18 protein-coding genes are annotated in these 15593 nt (G+C 50.8%); 17 read left to right on the top strand and 1 reads right to left on the bottom strand.

The window, feature by feature from the left end; translation table 11 throughout:
* The first annotated feature begins 13 nt into the window (after positions 1-13).
* The 8 genes from ACOCF6_RS20705 to ACOCF6_RS20670 all read left to right on the top strand — a co-directional run bounded on the left by ACOCF6_RS20705 (position 14) and on the right by ACOCF6_RS20670 (position 4594).
* Positions 14-1072, top strand: a complete 1059-nt coding sequence (locus ACOCF6_RS20705; protein ID WP_482462215.1) for a hypothetical protein — start codon at positions 14-16, stop codon at positions 1070-1072.
* A gap of 82 nt (positions 1073-1154) precedes the next feature.
* Positions 1155-1568, top strand: a complete 414-nt coding sequence (locus tag ACOCF6_RS20700; protein ID WP_482462214.1) for a hypothetical protein — start codon at positions 1155-1157, stop codon at positions 1566-1568.
* A complete protein-coding gene (locus ACOCF6_RS20695; protein WP_482462213.1) occupies positions 1568-2146 on the top strand; it encodes a hypothetical protein in 579 nt (192 codons plus the stop codon). The genes ACOCF6_RS20700 and ACOCF6_RS20695 overlap by 1 nt, the downstream gene beginning before the upstream one ends.
* A complete protein-coding gene (locus tag ACOCF6_RS20690; protein ID WP_482462212.1) occupies positions 2143-2571 on the top strand; it encodes a hypothetical protein in 429 nt (142 codons plus the stop codon). Before ACOCF6_RS20695 ends, ACOCF6_RS20690 begins: the two co-directional genes overlap by 4 nt.
* Positions 2572-2587: 16 nt before the next feature.
* The gene (locus ACOCF6_RS20685) at positions 2588-2731 is read left to right on the top strand and encodes a hypothetical protein (protein ID WP_482462211.1); all 144 of its coding nucleotides are present in this window, start codon (positions 2588-2590) and stop codon (positions 2729-2731) included.
* The gene (locus ACOCF6_RS20680) at positions 2712-3647 is read left to right on the top strand and encodes a phage tail tube protein (RefSeq protein WP_482462210.1); all 936 of its coding nucleotides are present in this window, start codon (positions 2712-2714) and stop codon (positions 3645-3647) included. Before ACOCF6_RS20685 ends, ACOCF6_RS20680 begins: the two co-directional genes overlap by 20 nt.
* A 114-nt stretch (positions 3648-3761) precedes the next feature.
* Entirely contained in the window at positions 3762-4181 is a 420-nt protein-coding gene (locus ACOCF6_RS20675) for a hypothetical protein (protein WP_482462209.1), read from the top strand.
* A 68-nt stretch (positions 4182-4249) separates the two neighbouring features.
* Positions 4250-4594, top strand: a complete 345-nt coding sequence (locus tag ACOCF6_RS20670; RefSeq protein WP_482462208.1) for a hypothetical protein — start codon at positions 4250-4252, stop codon at positions 4592-4594.
* A gap of 18 nt (positions 4595-4612) precedes the next feature.
* Here ACOCF6_RS20670 and ACOCF6_RS20665 read toward each other — a convergent pair whose 3' ends face one another.
* Positions 4613-4903 carry a hypothetical protein gene (locus tag ACOCF6_RS20665; RefSeq protein ID WP_482462207.1) on the bottom strand — a complete coding sequence of 97 codons (291 nt, stop codon included), beginning with the start codon at positions 4901-4903 and terminating at the stop codon, positions 4613-4615.
* Between the two features lie 60 nt (positions 4904-4963).
* Between ACOCF6_RS20665 and ACOCF6_RS20660 the strand changes: the two genes are divergently transcribed.
* From ACOCF6_RS20660 to ACOCF6_RS20620, 9 genes are all read left to right on the top strand, one after another.
* Positions 4964-8584 carry a hypothetical protein gene (locus ACOCF6_RS20660; RefSeq protein ID WP_482462206.1) on the top strand — a complete coding sequence of 1207 codons (3621 nt, stop codon included), beginning with the start codon at positions 4964-4966 and terminating at the stop codon, positions 8582-8584.
* On the top strand, positions 8581-11145 hold the full coding sequence (locus tag ACOCF6_RS20655; RefSeq protein ID WP_482462205.1) for a Kelch repeat-containing protein: 2565 nt from the start codon (positions 8581-8583) through the stop codon (positions 11143-11145). Before ACOCF6_RS20660 ends, ACOCF6_RS20655 begins: the two co-directional genes overlap by 4 nt.
* A gap of 1 nt (position 11146) precedes the next feature.
* Positions 11147-11956: a hypothetical protein gene (locus ACOCF6_RS20650; protein ID WP_482462204.1), complete on the top strand. Its 810-nt coding sequence runs from the start codon at positions 11147-11149 to the stop codon at positions 11954-11956.
* Between the two features lie 3 nt (positions 11957-11959).
* On the top strand, positions 11960-12784 hold the full coding sequence (locus ACOCF6_RS20645; RefSeq protein ID WP_482462203.1) for a hypothetical protein: 825 nt from the start codon (positions 11960-11962) through the stop codon (positions 12782-12784).
* 261 nt (positions 12785-13045) lie between these two features.
* The gene (locus ACOCF6_RS20640) at positions 13046-13435 is read left to right on the top strand and encodes a hypothetical protein (protein ID WP_482462202.1); all 390 of its coding nucleotides are present in this window, start codon (positions 13046-13048) and stop codon (positions 13433-13435) included.
* The gene (locus ACOCF6_RS20635; protein ID WP_482462201.1) at positions 13432-13854 is read left to right on the top strand and encodes a hypothetical protein; all 423 of its coding nucleotides are present in this window, start codon (positions 13432-13434) and stop codon (positions 13852-13854) included. Before ACOCF6_RS20640 ends, ACOCF6_RS20635 begins: the two co-directional genes overlap by 4 nt.
* Positions 13851-14414 carry a hypothetical protein gene (locus tag ACOCF6_RS20630; RefSeq protein ID WP_482462200.1) on the top strand — a complete coding sequence of 188 codons (564 nt, stop codon included), beginning with the start codon at positions 13851-13853 and terminating at the stop codon, positions 14412-14414. The genes ACOCF6_RS20635 and ACOCF6_RS20630 overlap by 4 nt, the downstream gene beginning before the upstream one ends.
* A gap of 132 nt (positions 14415-14546) precedes the next feature.
* Positions 14547-14891 (top strand): hypothetical protein, encoded by a 345-nt coding sequence (locus ACOCF6_RS20625; RefSeq protein WP_482462199.1) that lies wholly within the window; start codon positions 14547-14549, stop codon positions 14889-14891.
* Positions 14892-14978: 87 nt separating this feature from the next.
* Positions 14979-15563: a hypothetical protein gene (locus ACOCF6_RS20620; RefSeq protein WP_482462198.1), complete on the top strand. Its 585-nt coding sequence runs from the start codon at positions 14979-14981 to the stop codon at positions 15561-15563.
* Positions 15564-15593: the final 30 nt, after the last annotated feature.

Below are 15593 nucleotides of genomic sequence, written 5' to 3'. Positions count from 1 at the left end.
GAGGATTTACACGATGAATATTCACGGAAGCGGCCCTTTTCATACCATGAAACTCTTCACGGTAGAAACCTGCCAGAAAATGCAGAACATGGATGTTCTGGAACGTCGTCAGAAACTGTGCGGCCTGTTGACCGCCTTTTTCCAGAACAAAATGCCTCAGACCCCGCTGGCAGTCGAGATTGCCAAGGAAATGGGAGTTGATGAGGAGCTGGTTGTCAAGATGCTGGCTGTTATGGCACAAAAGGGCGCCACCGGCCCCAGCGATGCCCCCAACCTGATGAACCGTAATGCTCCGGTTACCGCCGGTGTGTACTTCACCTCAGTAGTAGATCCGCTGCTCGATTTCGGGTTCGAGGACCTGTTCGACTTCGTTGACATGCGTCAGAGCATGCAGACGAACTTCGACATCCTGGACGTATCCAACCTGATCACCTTTGCCGAAGTAAAAAGCGGCGAGCGGATGAAGAAATACGGCATTCAGGATGGTAAGGCGACCGTCTCCAAGATGATCGTAGCTGCAGCCCTCGGTATCCTGGATGATTGGATCAACTACGCCATGTACTGGAACCTCAACCAGGCCGCCGTGGAAGCCAAGTCCAAGTATTATGACAAGATGGCAACCGATCACTATGCCCTGATCAGTTCCGGCGCCGTAGCCCAGGCCTTTGCCACTGACGATATCACCACCATCAACAACGCCTGCGCCTCTATTCTGGCAGGTGTGGCTGGTAAGGGCTTCGTCATCACCGGTAACGAGCCATTTGAACTGCGTGCCAACATCAACCTGAAGGCCCGCATCGAAAAGGCTTTCGCGTTGAACTTCAACACGCCGAATACCACCACAGCCAACCAGTTGGTATTCACACTCAACCGCAAGTACAGCACAAAGCTTTCCACCACGGAGTATTACGTTGTACTGCCGGGCCGCAAGCTGAAGCGCGGTATCTGGTCCGACCTCTCGGCCGAGACCGACCGCGATATCCTCATGCGCGGTACCGACGTTGCTTACTGCGGCGAGTACAACGCCGGAGTGGGCGAAGTACAGCAGATCCGCAAGTGTGCCTTGACGTAATCTGATCTGACGTTGTGATCAACGGCAGGAAGGCAACTTCCTGCCGTTTCCAGAGCGCCCGACCATTCCCTAGAGGTTGAACATGGCCAAAGCATCCCCCCAGGACATCAAAGATCTTCAATTCGTTGCCGAGCAGTTCAACTCGGTGGTGGACTTTGACGCCTTTCTGCAAGGGGTGATCGATGAGCAGGAAGCTCTGCTGACCGACCGGATCGGCTCCGTTGCTTTTACTACCACAAGTTTGAACGTCCACATCAAACGTGTTGAAAAATGTCTGGTGGGCGCCGAGCTGCTGCAACTTCGCATCAATCGTTTGTCCGGCAACGTGGATGCAGATACCGCCCTTCTTATTTCCCAGCTGAAAAAAAACCGTCAGGATTATCTGGATGAAGCCGAGCGTGTCATACCCCGACTGGTATCCGGCAGCGTATCGGAGGGATCGGACGCCGCCTTCGGATATGGCTCATCATCCCACTTCGACGGGAGCACATCCTGATGCTGGCGCTTGATGTCAGCATATCCGGGGACAAGGTTGTCATCAACGGCCTTGACCGGTTTGCCACCGAGATGCCGCAGGCAGTACAGCGTGGCATGCGTAAGGTGACTATCGGTGTGTACCGGGAGGCCATGAACCAGCTCAACGGCAAAGGCGGCCTGGCTGCCTATGAAACCCGTACCAGCAAAAGCGGTAAGCAATACCAGAAAAAGACCGGTTCAAAGCTGGAAATGTATGACGGTTTCACCAAGGCCTCCGGGGAAGTGCAGCAGTTCAAACGCTTCACCGATTCCGGAGGGTATCCGGTGCCGGTGCGTACAGGTAACCTGAAGCGCCTGCTTGACTACGTTAATCCTGGTCAGAGCAAGGGCAGTTTCACCGCCGGCCCGATGGAGGGCATTGTGTACGACTCGGCCCGTTACGCCCGGGTGATCCACGAAGGCACTGGCAGCAGTGCCAAGTTTGGCAGAAGACCCTTTCTTGAAGATGCCCTGCAGCAGTTCAACCAGGGCGGCTTGATCGCTGCAACAATTGAAGATGAAATCAGGACTGAAATCACGAAGAGGGGTCTGGCGTGAGCTTTACCACGTTAAGTGTACAGATGATTGCCACGATACAGGCATCCACCGCTGTCTCTTCGGTAATAAGCAGGATCGGCAAGGCGCTCACCGTTAAAGCCGGATTCAAGACCCGTCAGGAAATTAACGTAGCGGATTTACCGATCGCCCTGATCGTACGCCCGGAACGAAAACTGGAAGTATTAGCGGCAAAGCAGTACGAGCACGGCTTTATTGTTTTTGTCGGGCTCAATTGTGAATCACGGGAAGATGCGCCCGGGCTGTTGGATGACCTCGAAAACGCAATCGAGGACGCCTTGACTGCAAATTATTCTCTGAACGGTACCGCCGTCGACGTCAACTTTATTGGCAGCTACAACGATATGGGCATGTATCACCCGGTCTATTTTACCAGCATGCAATTCAACATACAGGCACGAAAGTAAAGGAAAGGAGCTGACCATGGAAGAAAACCAGAATTTTACCGTAACCACCAATGACGCATCGGAAACGATCTATGTCACTGAAGAACCCCCTGCGCCTGCCAAAGCTACTGCTACCAAAACTGTAAAAGGAGGGACAGACGATGCCCCTGTTATCCCGTAGGCGTGTAATCGCCGCAAAAGTTGAAGCCGTTGAGGGTACTGCCGAAACCTTGACCGTAACCGAGGCCGGGATCCTGGCCATGGATGTCAAAAGCGATTTTGATATCAAGGTGACCGAACGCAGCATTGCCCTGAATACCCTCTCTAATTTGCCGCCGGTCATGGGCGGCCAGTCCGGAAAGTTTTCATTCAAGGCCGAGCTCAAGGGCAATGGTCTGGCCTCTTATGCCACCATTCCCCCGGCATTGGGTGTGTATCTGAAGGGTTGCGGATTTCAGGAAACCTTATCCGCCCCCAGCGCCATCTATAAGCCGGCATCCACCGGTGTGCCATCACTCACTTTGTGGGTATGGGAAGATGGGATCATCAAGAAGCTGAAAGGGTGCCGAGGCAACGTGAAGTTTTCCGGAAAGGTCGGAGAGCCCAACTATGCAGAATTTGATTTCACTGGCGTGTGGGATAACGTCATTGACGGAGCCATGATCAGTCCAACCTTCGAAGGAACTATTCCACCCGCCCTGCTTAATGCAGCCTTCACCATTGATGCCTTTGCCGGTGTGATCACCTCGTACAACCTCGACATGGGTAACAAGGTGGATCTTCGTGAAACAGCCAATGGTGCTTCAGGGTATGTCTCTGCTCTGATCACTGACCGTAACCCAGTCGGCAAGGTTGACCCGGAGATGACTCTGGTTGCCGGTTATGACTGGTATGGAAAATGGAAGTCCGGCGCCCTGGCAGTTCTTAATATCGGTCCAGTTGGCGCCACTGCCTACAATAAGTTCACTTTTGGTGCTCCGAAATGCGTCTACAAGAAAGTTGGCGAAGGCGATCGTACCGGTAACATTGTAGCAAATGTGGATTTTTCAATGGCCATGAATACTGGTGATGATGAACTGGTACTCACGTTCACCTAGACAAATTGGCGGGCCTCCGCTTCCTCCTTTCGGAGGCGGGGGCCTTACCAGCCCCCTTTCCGTCTTTTTTTATTAACCCTATGGGTTAACATTCATTCAATCAAAGGAGAATTCATGTCACTCGCTAAACTCAATACCGCAGTAGCTTCTGAACAAGGGGCCGCCGTAGAGATCCTCCACCCGTATACCAATCTTCCCCTGGGAATAACCTTCTTTGTTCGCGGTACCGACAGCAAGGCTTTCCGGGACATTACCCGCAAACAACAAAATCGACGCATGGAAGCGGCCAAAAAGGCGCGCAGTCCACGGAATCTGACCGCTGAAGAGCTGGACGCCGAATCAATTGAGGTTCTGGTTGCCTGCACCGCCGGCTGGAAGGAAGGCGAGCGTAACGAGATCGAACTTACCGATGGAGAATTCATTGAATGTACTCCGGACAATAGCCGTCGCGTTTATTCTGATCCGGGTTTTGCCTGGTTGCGTGAGCAGGTAGATAGAGAGATCGGTGATAGAAGCAATTTTTTGAAACCCTGATCCAAAGTCTGGCCGGATGGGCGGAGCGATTTGCAATCAGTGGAACGTTTCCGCCCATTGAGCCCGGCATGGGTATCGGAGATGAGTCGGACCATCTCTGTATCTGGTTCTCTGAACTCTCTCTGGGAAGAAACTATACGGTCATTGCCGGCACGGCTGGCGGGTTCGCCTATCCAAATTGTATCAGCTGGAATGAATTACAGTCCTGGTCATCATTTTTCGAACCTACGCCCTGGGAAATCATGGCGTTGAAAAGAATGGATGCTGCCTGGTTGGCCGCCAAAAACGGGAAGAAAACCACAGAAAAACGGCATCAGGCCCGCGGTGAATACTGCGGAGGTAGTGAGATTGAAGCTTGCCAGAAGGTTTACGGAAACGCCCTAGACCAGGTCTGTGCAACGTGTCCGGATTAAGGAGTAACCATCATGGCACTACTCAATGAAATAGCGATTCTGTTTAAAGCCATGGGTGGCGACCAGGTTTCTACCGAGACAAAAAAGGTCACGACGGCAACTGAAGCCATGGCCCAGGGTATGAGCAAAATAGAGAACGCCATCAAAGGCGCTGTTGTTGCTTTCGCCACTTACAAACTGATGGACTATGCCAAAGATGCCGCAATGGCTGCAGCCAGGTATGAAACCCTTGGCATTGTCATGACTACCGTTGGCAATAATGCCGGATACACCGGCCAGCAGATGCAGGCGTTCCAGTCCAGCCTTCAAAAAACCGGTATTTCAATGACGGAATCCCGCCAAGTGCTTACTCAGATGTCCTCTGCTCACATGGATCTGGCCAAATCATCAGAACTTGCCCGCATAGCACAAGACGCTGCCGTTATAGGTCAAATGAATTCATCGGAAGCCTTTCAGCAGATGGTCACAGGTATCCAACGTGGTGAAGTCGAGATCATGAAGACCCTGGGACTGAACGTTGATTTCAACGCTTCGCAGCAACTGCTGGCCGCCAAACTTGGAAAAACTGCTCAAGAGTTGACAGCCACTGAAAAAGTGCAGGCGAACATGAACGCCACCATGTTGAAGGGCAAAGACATTGCCGGAGTATATGAGGCAGCCATGGGCACCGCCAGCAAACAGATCAGCTCCATGCAGCGTTACATGGATAACCTGAAGGTTGTTGCCGGCAGCGTGTTCAACGATCTGCTGATTGTTGGAGTTCAGGCATTCACCGGAGGGCTGAAAGAGGCCAATACCGAGGCCGAAAAGCTCCAGCGTGAAGGCCAGATGAAAGAATGGGGCAAGGACATGGTTATGGCCGTCGCTGTCATAGTTGACGGCTTGATGATCGCGTACCATGCCTTGAACACTCTGGTCATCACAGGGGTTGCCGGATTCACACAGCTCTATTACGGCGCAAAAGCCATTGGTCAAGCCTTGATAGGAGACTTCAGTGGGGCCAAAGAGAGTTTTGACAACTTGATGTTGACCGGTAAAACCTGGGCTGAATTGGTTAGCAAGCAGTGGGAAAACTCAACCAAGTTCCAGGATGCCGCCAAGAAGATGTACGCGGATCGTGACAACCAGGCGACACAACTTGCCCAGAAGGAAAAACAGGCCGAACTCGAAAAACGTCAGATTGCGGCCGGCGCTGCAAATCGGGCTGCAGCTGCTGCGCAAGAGCAAGAACTGTTTGTTAAAAAGCATCGTGACGAATGGGGCAAGATCGTTGTGGCACAGATGGAATCAGTCGGGGAATACGAAAAAGCCACGGCACTCCAGATCAAGCTGAATAAAGAGACTGACGCATATAAGACCATGCTCAATAAGGCACCTGAAGCCCAGGCCGCTTTGGCCGCTCAGAAACAGCTGGATATCTCCAAGGAGCTTGAGGCCCGCCGTAAAACCCTTGATGCGATCAATAGCCAGGCTACCGCCATGCAGGCCTTATATAAAACGGGACTCGAAGCCCAGGGTATGGCCTCTGAAGAGGCGGGACTCAGAACGAAAGTTATTGAGTTGAGCCAGCAGGAAAAAGCCCTGCTTGATCAGATCGTAACTGAATCAAATCCAAAGTTACGGGCGCAACTGGAAGAACAGGCTGTAAAGCAGATGCAGATAAATGATCTGCTGCGACAACAGAACGCGATCGACCTTGAAATATTCAACCGGAAACGGGAAATCAGCGTTCTTGAGGAAAGCATCAGGATTGCAAAAATACTTGGCCGTGACGTTGATACCAGGGAGCTTGAAAACCTCAAGGTTACATTGGCGTATAAACAGAAAATGGCCCAGTACGACAAAGAAATTGAAGCCATGAATCTGGCCGGCCAGACCACAGACGCCGGCAGGCTTTCAGCAATACAGACTGAAATAACACACGCCTACGAACGCAAAGACATCAATGATGAGACGAATAGTACCTTGTTGAAGATGTTGGGGATTCAAAACGATTTGACCGACAGCATGGGACGTCAAACCGAAGAGTTGCATCGTCAGCAGGAAATAAAAAAAGCTACTCTGGCCACGGCCACCACAATGGCAGAGGCCCTTGCCTCTGATTTTTCCGTGGGGCAATCATCGGGCACATTCTCCGGAGGTAGTCATACAACCAGAATCGGGGACATTACAGATCTGGGCGCCGCTGCCGGTTCGCTATCCGGTATGGGTTTTGTTGGTGGCCAGGCGAACTGGGAGCATACAGGGCAAAATCAGGTAATAAATGCCGCCGGTCAATTGCAGTGGGTCACCAAGGGGATGGAAAACACCGTAACCGGGTTTGGCATGACTATCGAGGAATATAACGCAAAGATTGCCGCCCAAAAAGCGGCCGTAGAGGCAGCAGCCAGGGCTTTAGCGGTATTTAAAAAAGCAACTGAAGATCTCTACCTTGACCTTCAGCAAAGGGTCTTGAGCATTGCAGGCATGAATGATGAGGCGGCAATACTCAAGTTGCAGACCAAACACGAAACAGAACTATTGGCAGCAAAGCAGCAAGGACTGGACACTTCCAAGCTGATCATGGTCCAGCAATTGGAAATGGAAAAGCTAATGGCCGATCAGTGGGTCTCTATCGCTCAAAAAGCATATGACGCTGCCACAGCACTGCTGAACAAGGCAAAAACAGTGCTGGACAAAACCATCTCTGATTTTTCCACGAAAGTCCAGACCACACTTACAACCTCATCCAGCGCTTTAAATGCAATTTTAAATATGATTTCAACCTTGATGGGAGGGAACCTTTCAACCCTGTCACCAGAACAAAAATATCAAAAAGCCAAAAGTGATTATGTTGCTACGGCCAATCTTGCGTTGAGCGGTGATAGCAGGGCTCTCGAACAGATTGCATCTGTGGCCCAGACCTTTCTTGACGCTTCGAGAGGTTACAATGCATCGGGTGGCGCATATGTCTCTGATTTCAACGGAGTGCAAAGCGACCTGAACCTGGCTGCAGAAATCGCCAGAGCGCAAAAAACTATTGCCGAGCAGCAGCTGCTCGCCCTGACCACGATGGTTAATATCTTAAACGGTTCGGATACCACCAGCGTTTTGAATGACCAGTATCTGAGGTTACAGAATCTTGATACTGCAAGCGGTACTCTCAACTCAGCTATCAACGGCACTACCTCTGCTGTTTCCGGTACCGGAGGACTCACCGGAGCCATATCGGGAGCCACAACGGCCGTATCCGGATCAGGAGGATTAACCTCTGCAGTAGGAGGAACAAACGTCGCAGTTGGTACCGTCAATACCAATCTTGGCAACGCTGGTGTGGTAGGTGCGGTCAGTTCTGTTACAGCGGCGTTGACTGGCAGCGCCAGTACCCTGACGGCAGTACAAGCAGTAACTGCTGCATTGGGCACAACCACAGGGGCTACCAATACCGTCGCGGGCGCAATTGGCACCAACCTTACCAGCGCCTCTGGAATTGGTAAGGCAATGTCCGATTATCAGGCTTCATGGAATGCCCAGATTGCTGCATCAGGTGTTTTGGGATCAGCCGCGAGCTATTTAAATACTGTTCAGACAAGAGCTACATATTTGGCGTCGGTTTCTTTTGCAACTGCCGGCAACATTTCGTCGTTGGGTGCAACCATTGGTAATGCTCATGTAACTCGGGCAATTATGACAATAGATAATCCGGGTCTTTACAATACGTCTTCACGAACAGTTACAAACTACTATGCCAAAGGCGGCATTGCCAACCAGGCCTCAATCTTTGGTGAAGCGGGGCCAGAAGCCGCAGTACCCCTTCCCGATGGCCGCAGTATCCCGGTAACCCTCTCGGGCTTGGCTTCAGCGGATAACCGGGAAACCGTCGCTGAGCTGAAAGCAGTCATTCGTACATTGCAGGCTGGATTTGGTGAGGCCGTAGCACTACTCAGGCAGCAGGCACGGAACGGTGAAGAACTGACCAACAAAACATCACTTGTGAGGCAAAGGGCATGAACCTTGAGACAATCTATCTCGTAGAGGCCACAGATAGCACTGGTGTAGTCCATAGGTTTTGCAGCGGTACCGGTTATACTTCGCTGCCGACCGATACTCCGCCGAATGCCTTCTACTCACCCCGTGTTGAGCAGCCAGGCTTATTCCGACAGAACATGTTCGCTGAAGGCACAACCAGCGGCAGCAGCTCGGGCGGTTATGGCGAAATTGTTCTGATCAACTCGGATGGCGGCCTGGACTCGTTTGTTGATCTTGGCTTCGATGGTCAACTCTGTGTTGTCAAACAGGGTAACCCTGGGACGGCATTGTCAACCTTTGCGACGATCATTACCGGTACCGTTGAACAGCCGGAGGTGTCGTGGAGCCGTGTCACTCTCAGTTTGAAGGATAAAACCACGATGCTGTCTACCCCGTGTCAGACAGTTCATTATCTAGGTAATAACGCCTTGCCCGATGGCATAGAAGGAACCGCAGAACTCAAGGATAAGCCGAAACCACGCTTACTCGGAAAGTGCAACAACGTCACACCCATTCCGGTCAATTCATCAAAGCTGATTTATCAGTTGCATGACTCCGCCGTGTATTCAATCACTGCTGTTTATGACAATGGTGTGGGGCTGGTTGCCGGTATTGATCGTGCCAATAACGCTGCGCTTCAGGCAAACGCCCCTGCAGCCGGCACGTTCGATACCTGTCTGTCCGAGGGGTTATTTAGGCTGGGCAGTTCACCGGCTGGTACCGTTACTGCGGATGCCGTCCAGGGTGCTACGGCTGATGACCGGATTGCATCTTCACTCATTGGTCGTCTGGCAGCTGAGAAAGTAGGACCGACAGCCATAGTTGTACAATCCCTGATTGATCTTGCCAAGGCAGCGCCCTATGTAGTGGGGATCTATACCGGTGGAGGCGATCAGACCACCACAGAACTGCTTGATATCCTGTGTGCATCCGTGGGGGCCTGGTGGGGATTCGATAACCTGGGCAACTTCTGGGCAAAACAGCTGACCGCACCTGTCGCTACTCAAGCAATAATGACGTTGACGACCGATGAGGATGTCAGCATTGAGCGCCTTGCAACTGCTGATGGTGGCAAAGGCGTCCCGGTGTGGCGGGTGAATGTGGACTTTGCCAAAAACTGGACTGTGCAAAATTCCGGGCTTGCCGGCAGTGTCAACAACAACCAGCTGACATTTGAACCGGACAATGGAACGCAGCTGACCACAGATCGCCGCAATCTGCTGGCCATGGAGTACATCCGCACCAAAGCTGAGGATGCAACAATCAAGACCGTTCACGCGCTGGCTCCTGAAATCACCATGAAAACGAATCTTGATGCTCTTGCAGATGCAGATGCAGTGGGTGGACTTGCGCTGGCGTTGCGGAAGGTTCGCCGGGATCGGCTGAAGGCGAAACTTCCGATGAAGTCCATTCAGTATCCTGCGGGTGGATATTGGGATGATGAGGCGATCAGTGAGATGCCGGGGAACAGACAACAGTCCGGATATTGGTATGACGCGCCAACAGGTTATCTTTACATCGTGGGAGGATCATACGGATCTACTAGATACAACGATGTCTGGCGCTTGGATTTAAACAATCCCCAGGGTGCGTGGGAGGTGCTGACGCCTATTTTATACCCCGATCAAACCACTCCGACTAAAGGTATCAATGGGCCTGGTGTGTGCGTTTACAACAATTATCTCTATGTTTTTGGCGGCTATGGCGCTTACACGTACGGGGGCAATTATCATAAACCAGATACTATGAGGCTGAATTTAGCTAATCCTCAGGGCGCCTGGGATAATGCAGGGGTCACTAACCTGCCGAACGGCATATCCGGTCTCACAGCCTGCCTGATCGGGAGCAAAGTCTATTTGGTCGGAAATGGCGGCACAATGACTACATATGCTATTGACCGTGCCGTTAGAATCCTTGATCTGGCTGCTCCAACCGGGGCATGGGACACAACAACCGTGCCTATACCTGCCGAGCAGACAGTAAGTCCCGCCGTTGCTTTTGATTCACGGTATATCTATCAGACGTGTGGTTATAATTGGAGTTCAGGCGGATGGTTCCCGCTTGTATCCCAAAGGCTTGATACTCAAAATCTGGCTGCTGGCTGGAATGATGCTGCGGTTACTGATTTCCCGAGTGGCCGGGGTTACCCCTTTTCCTTCATACTAAATAATAGGTGGTATGTAGTTGGAGGTTATGACACCGGACATATTTTTGGTGAAATGTATTCGATTGACATGGCCAACCTGACAGGGCCGTGGACTAAAAAGTCTATAACACCCTTTTCCCGTTCATACAGCATGGGTTGCTATCATAACGGTCATATTTTCAATTTTGGCGGATATACAGGCTCGGCAGCAACCGCAAGCACTTTAATGCTTCGTACCAACGATAATCCCGATGACATTTCTCAACTTACTTCCCTGGGCCGAACCATCCTGGTCAAACACTCCCGCTATGGCTACACAGCGGGCCGACCTATGAAAATCATAGCGACCGAAGCCGACCACAAAAACAGATCAATGACTTTGGAACTTTGGGGGTAACGTGCCGCTTTTATCCTTCCCAGATAGGTTATTGGCCGCGGCACTCTCGGGCGGATCATGGCAGGCCACAGCTCCGCTGTCCAACCTGCAAGATCCGTTATTGTCACACGTTGCCAGATCTACCAACGCTCTGGCGGCCTCCAGTATCATCCTGGCGGATCTTGGGTCCGCTTTGAATATCCGGGTGATCAGTCTGGCTGCTCACAATATCAGCGCAGCCGGTACGATCAGGGCGCGGGGTTTCTCTGATTCCGGATATACGACGATGGTGTCAGGTGCGGACACAGGAACCGTCACAGCATGGCCGGCAGGTTTCACTGCCAATGACGTGGCAGATAATCATAAAAACTGGACCTTCGTCTTCACCAGCTACAAGACCGCCCGGTACTGGAAGATTGAAATCTCGGACACCGGCAACTCGGCGGGATACATCGAACTGGGCCGCTGCTGGCTGGGCGAAGGAAGATATGAACCCGCTCGGTCAATGCTGGTCGGGTATCAATTAGGGTACGATCTGCGGGATGTCATTGAGGAGTCCCTGGGCGGTGTCGACTGGATCGAGGCAAGGCAACCACGTCGACGTGAGATCATGACCTTTCCGGATCAGACTCCAGCTGAAGCCCGAACAGGTCTGTTGATGGTCAAGAACCTGACCATGGCCGGCGAACTCCTGTTTGTAACAGAGGTCACCCATGCAGCAGCAGATATGCTGATGTATTCCTTTATTGCCCGTATCAAAGCAGCATCGCCTTTGTCATTTCCCTATTTCAACCGGTCAGACATGCCGCTGGAAATCATCGAAAGGGTATAGCCAATGAAAAAACTTCTGATAATCACCGCTTTGATTCTGTGCGCTGTCTCAATACAGGCGGCACAGCAATACTACAATTTCCCGGATGCCACAAAATTCAATGACAATGATCGGATGCTGATTTACCAGAATGCAAGCGGGTCCAAAAACCTGACCGGGGCAGGCTTAAAATCTGTCGCCTATCAATCGGCCTGGGATCCCAATTATACAAAGACGTTTCAAATAAATTCAAGCGCATCTACTTCACCAAATGAAGGTTACAAAATTACTAATTTAACTCGTAATCGTAGGGGTGTCATAACGGGTATAAGTTGGGAAAACGGTGGAACTTTATCTGGAGTCCCTGTTTTTAATCATATGTACGTTTATCCGTTTAACGGCATGACCAACGTAAGTCGGTCAACTCCTTTGGTCGTTGGAGGTATTTGGAGATCAAGGGGCGTTGTTGGAACAAATATTTCAATACCAGGTGTATCAGGTGTCAGCATTAAAGGTCTTTTCTATGGCGGCAAAAACAATGCTGGTTTGCCTCAGTTCGGCTATGTGAATGAAACCGCAGCAACTCAGGATCAGGTTGATGCTTTCTTTTGGGGAACGGCTTCTGTCGGGACGCTAGCGGCAAATACGACCTACACTATTCGTAGCGCCATATTCGAAAGTTGGTACAGTGACGCAAGGAGTTATATGTCTGTGATAGCACCAGGCGACAATGCTCCCTGGGGCCTGAACCCCTGCACTTATACCTATACCAATACATCTTCAGCCAAGGTGATGACCAACTATTCAACAAATCTATGCAGATCCACTTTCAGAACGGGAGCAATATGAAAACCTACATTATCTTATCCGTTGCAGTCAGCATGTTCATTGCCCCCGCCGTCATATTCCATACAACAAACGGCCGGGTAAAATTCAGCAACGTTACCATAAAGCAGGGAAGTGGCTCACTTACTGTCCGGCCGGCAGGGGTAGTCATAAAGCCGTAGTTGCCATGCCAGAAACATCAAGCGATGGAGAGCGACCTGTAGTAGGGGGCTGATTCGTAACCTCCCGGCTGGTATGGCACTACGGCGTTGAACAGGAGAAACAATGAAATTGATTCTGATAGGAATATTCCTAATGTTGGTATCACTTCCCGCCCGGGCCGCTGTAATCTTTGAACACGATATCACCATCGTTCCCGGTGAACCGTGGAGCATGATTGTGCAGTGGAAATACAAGGATTCCGCACCAACTACTAATTTGAATAATTACTACCTGGCTTATGTCGGCAACGGATCACCGCTGTCTGATGGCGTGACAGCTCGCATGTATATAGAAGCCAGTACCGTGGATGCAACCGCAGTTCTCTTGCGTTTGACAGGCAAACAGACGGCAGCGATTGCCGCGAAAACTGATAAAAAGCAACTCTGGTCATTGGTGCATATTCCTGACCTTGGCCCGGCCCTGTTGGTGGCCCGTGGAGAGGTTAAATTATGAAACGATTGATTACAGGGATCACGCTGGTTCTGTCACTGGCTTGCGGATCACGAGCAGCGGAGCAACCAAACTTACCAACTCTCTTTGACGTTATCATGCTGGCTGGAGCTGATTACAGTCTGATGGTGATGATACGGGATAACTCAGGGACTTTTGTCAACATGTCCAGCCCTTCATACTCGGCGCAATTCAGATCAGCAGCATACCCGGCAGGCACTATCTTTGCCAATTTCAGCGCAGTACGTAAGAGAAATCCATTAACAGGTAAAATGGCAATCGACCTGAGATTGTCAAAGGCTCAAACGGCCACTCTATCGGGCAAGTCTGGTCTTTGGGATTTAAAGCAGACTGACACCACTGGGTTTGTATCCTACATCCTGACCGGCAAAGCGGCAGTACGACCAACCGTTACCAGATGACACGCGTAATCCTTTTCATAATGCTGTGCTTTCCGTTTTCCGCTTTCGCCGCCGAATGGATCACCGTTACGGTACTAAATGAAGGCGAAGCAACACAGATCGTTACACAGCCAACCGGAGCCGCCAGTGAGATCAAACTTGAAGCACCCGGCACACAGGCAGATATAGGCCCGTATGGAATCCAGCTGGATCAACCGGACTTAACGACTTACGGTAATGTTCTGGAAGATATGCAAAAGCTGAAGATGATGGCCGGGACTGATTTCCGTTTCGCTATGCAATACCGGCTTGGCTCTGACCCATACCCGTTTGAGGGCGGCTACTGGCCTACAGCAGAATTGAGATCAGCAAAATCACCGGCAGGGGTCGTACTGGCAACCTACACCATTACTGTTGATGATGAAGCACAGGTCAAGTGGTCGCTACGATTGACGGCAGCACAAACAGCGGCGTTATCGGGGAAGACGGGATTTACTGAAATCAAGCTTCCATATCCAGTGGGCGTCTATCATATTTTCGTGAGGATACCTACTGAGATTTTGCCAAGGGTTACGCAATGATGAAAAAAGCAAAATTGATTGATTCAAGCGGAGTTATCTATACCGGAACAATTATATCCGGGGAACGCAAGGATAATAAAATTACGCTGATATTTGAGATCAGTCATAAAAAAAATAACGGGGGCCACGGAAATGCCAGATAACCAGGAAACAGAAGTAGATAAGTTGCAAGACATAATGGAGTCACTGCCTGATTCTGCCGAACATTTCGGACAGGAACGCCGGGAATACTCCCTGACCAAAGGTGATGTTCTCCTGATCTACCGAATTGCCAAAGTTGCTAACATGCCGCACAAATGCCCCTTCGAGGAAGATGAGCAGGATACCATCAAGTCAGTAGCCAAGAATATCAACCGGACACAGAAAATTGCCTCCATCGTTATCATCACCAGTTTGGTGACTGGCATGGTATCGGGGATTATCATCATGGTGAAGTCCGCCCTCGTGTCATGGCTAAAAGCCAACGGAGGCCACTGATATGGAACCCCGCTATTGCCCTGTTACCGGCGCAAAATGCCTCTATCCTGAGTTGTTTACCTGTTCATATTGCATGGAGAAAAAAGAATGAAAACAATGCTTGAGCTGTTCGCTGGCCTGATCTTCCAAAACGAGTGCGATAGTAATGAGGATTTTATCTATCGCTTCTCTGATCCTGACGGAATCCGCTCTGGTAAATCCGGCTGGAGTTTTGGCCGGGTACAATGGGATACGCAGAATAATTCAACGGCATTGGCCTGTTTGTCGGAATGCGGCTTTACCCATGATGAGATCGACGGAGTTGTCAAGCAGACGATTGACGTGAAGCCTTTTGCCCCGCGTCTGGCCGCTCATGCCGATATCATAACCCGCTATGATGAGGCACAGTTGGGGGAGTGTGTCGAATCTGCAGTAAATTTTTGCAATTCTTATAAAATCCCGGTAACAGACACCGGCGCATTGCTGGCGCTGGCTGATACGGTCAACCAGTACGGCAGTCTGGGCAATGGCTCGGCATCATTTCTGCGAAAGATTAAACATCCGATAACCGCCGCCGATGTCCTGGCAATGAAACTGACCTGGAAATATTCAGAAACCAAGCGGGGTAAGGCTGACACAATCCGTCGCTATGACAATCTGATTGATATACTTGAAAAAGAAAGACTGGCCTGAATAATTTGGAGGTAGGTATGAACACAATTA

Source organism: Geobacter psychrophilus, assembly GCF_056821595.1.
The sequence above is the reverse complement of the archived record's forward strand: the minus strand, read 5'-3'. Positions and strand labels throughout refer to the sequence as shown.

Excerpts from the sequence above, each read along its gene's own strand:
- ACOCF6_RS20705 (WP_482462215.1), top strand. The coding sequence starts at position 14 with ATGAATATTCACGGAAGCGGCCCTTTTCATACCATGAAACTCTTCACG.
- ACOCF6_RS20700 (WP_482462214.1), top strand. The coding sequence starts at position 1,155 with ATGGCCAAAGCATCCCCCCAGGACATCAAAGATCTTCAATTCGTTGCC.
- ACOCF6_RS20695 (WP_482462213.1), top strand. The coding sequence starts at position 1,568 with ATGCTGGCGCTTGATGTCAGCATATCCGGGGACAAGGTTGTCATCAAC.
- ACOCF6_RS20685 (WP_482462211.1), top strand. The coding sequence starts at position 2,588 with ATGGAAGAAAACCAGAATTTTACCGTAACCACCAATGACGCATCGGAA.
- ACOCF6_RS20680 (WP_482462210.1), top strand. The coding sequence starts at position 2,712 with ATGCCCCTGTTATCCCGTAGGCGTGTAATCGCCGCAAAAGTTGAAGCC.
- ACOCF6_RS20675 (WP_482462209.1), top strand. The coding sequence starts at position 3,762 with ATGTCACTCGCTAAACTCAATACCGCAGTAGCTTCTGAACAAGGGGCC.
- ACOCF6_RS20670 (WP_482462208.1), top strand. The coding sequence starts at position 4,250 with ATGGGTATCGGAGATGAGTCGGACCATCTCTGTATCTGGTTCTCTGAA.
- ACOCF6_RS20660 (WP_482462206.1), top strand. The coding sequence starts at position 4,964 with ATGGATCTGGCCAAATCATCAGAACTTGCCCGCATAGCACAAGACGCT.
- ACOCF6_RS20655 (WP_482462205.1), top strand. The coding sequence starts at position 8,581 with ATGAACCTTGAGACAATCTATCTCGTAGAGGCCACAGATAGCACTGGT.
- ACOCF6_RS20645 (WP_482462203.1), top strand. The coding sequence starts at position 11,960 with ATGAAAAAACTTCTGATAATCACCGCTTTGATTCTGTGCGCTGTCTCA.
- ACOCF6_RS20640 (WP_482462202.1), top strand. The coding sequence starts at position 13,046 with ATGAAATTGATTCTGATAGGAATATTCCTAATGTTGGTATCACTTCCC.
- ACOCF6_RS20635 (WP_482462201.1), top strand. The coding sequence starts at position 13,432 with ATGAAACGATTGATTACAGGGATCACGCTGGTTCTGTCACTGGCTTGC.
- ACOCF6_RS20630 (WP_482462200.1), top strand. The coding sequence starts at position 13,851 with ATGACACGCGTAATCCTTTTCATAATGCTGTGCTTTCCGTTTTCCGCT.
- ACOCF6_RS20625 (WP_482462199.1), top strand. The coding sequence starts at position 14,547 with ATGCCAGATAACCAGGAAACAGAAGTAGATAAGTTGCAAGACATAATG.
- ACOCF6_RS20620 (WP_482462198.1), top strand. The coding sequence starts at position 14,979 with ATGAAAACAATGCTTGAGCTGTTCGCTGGCCTGATCTTCCAAAACGAG.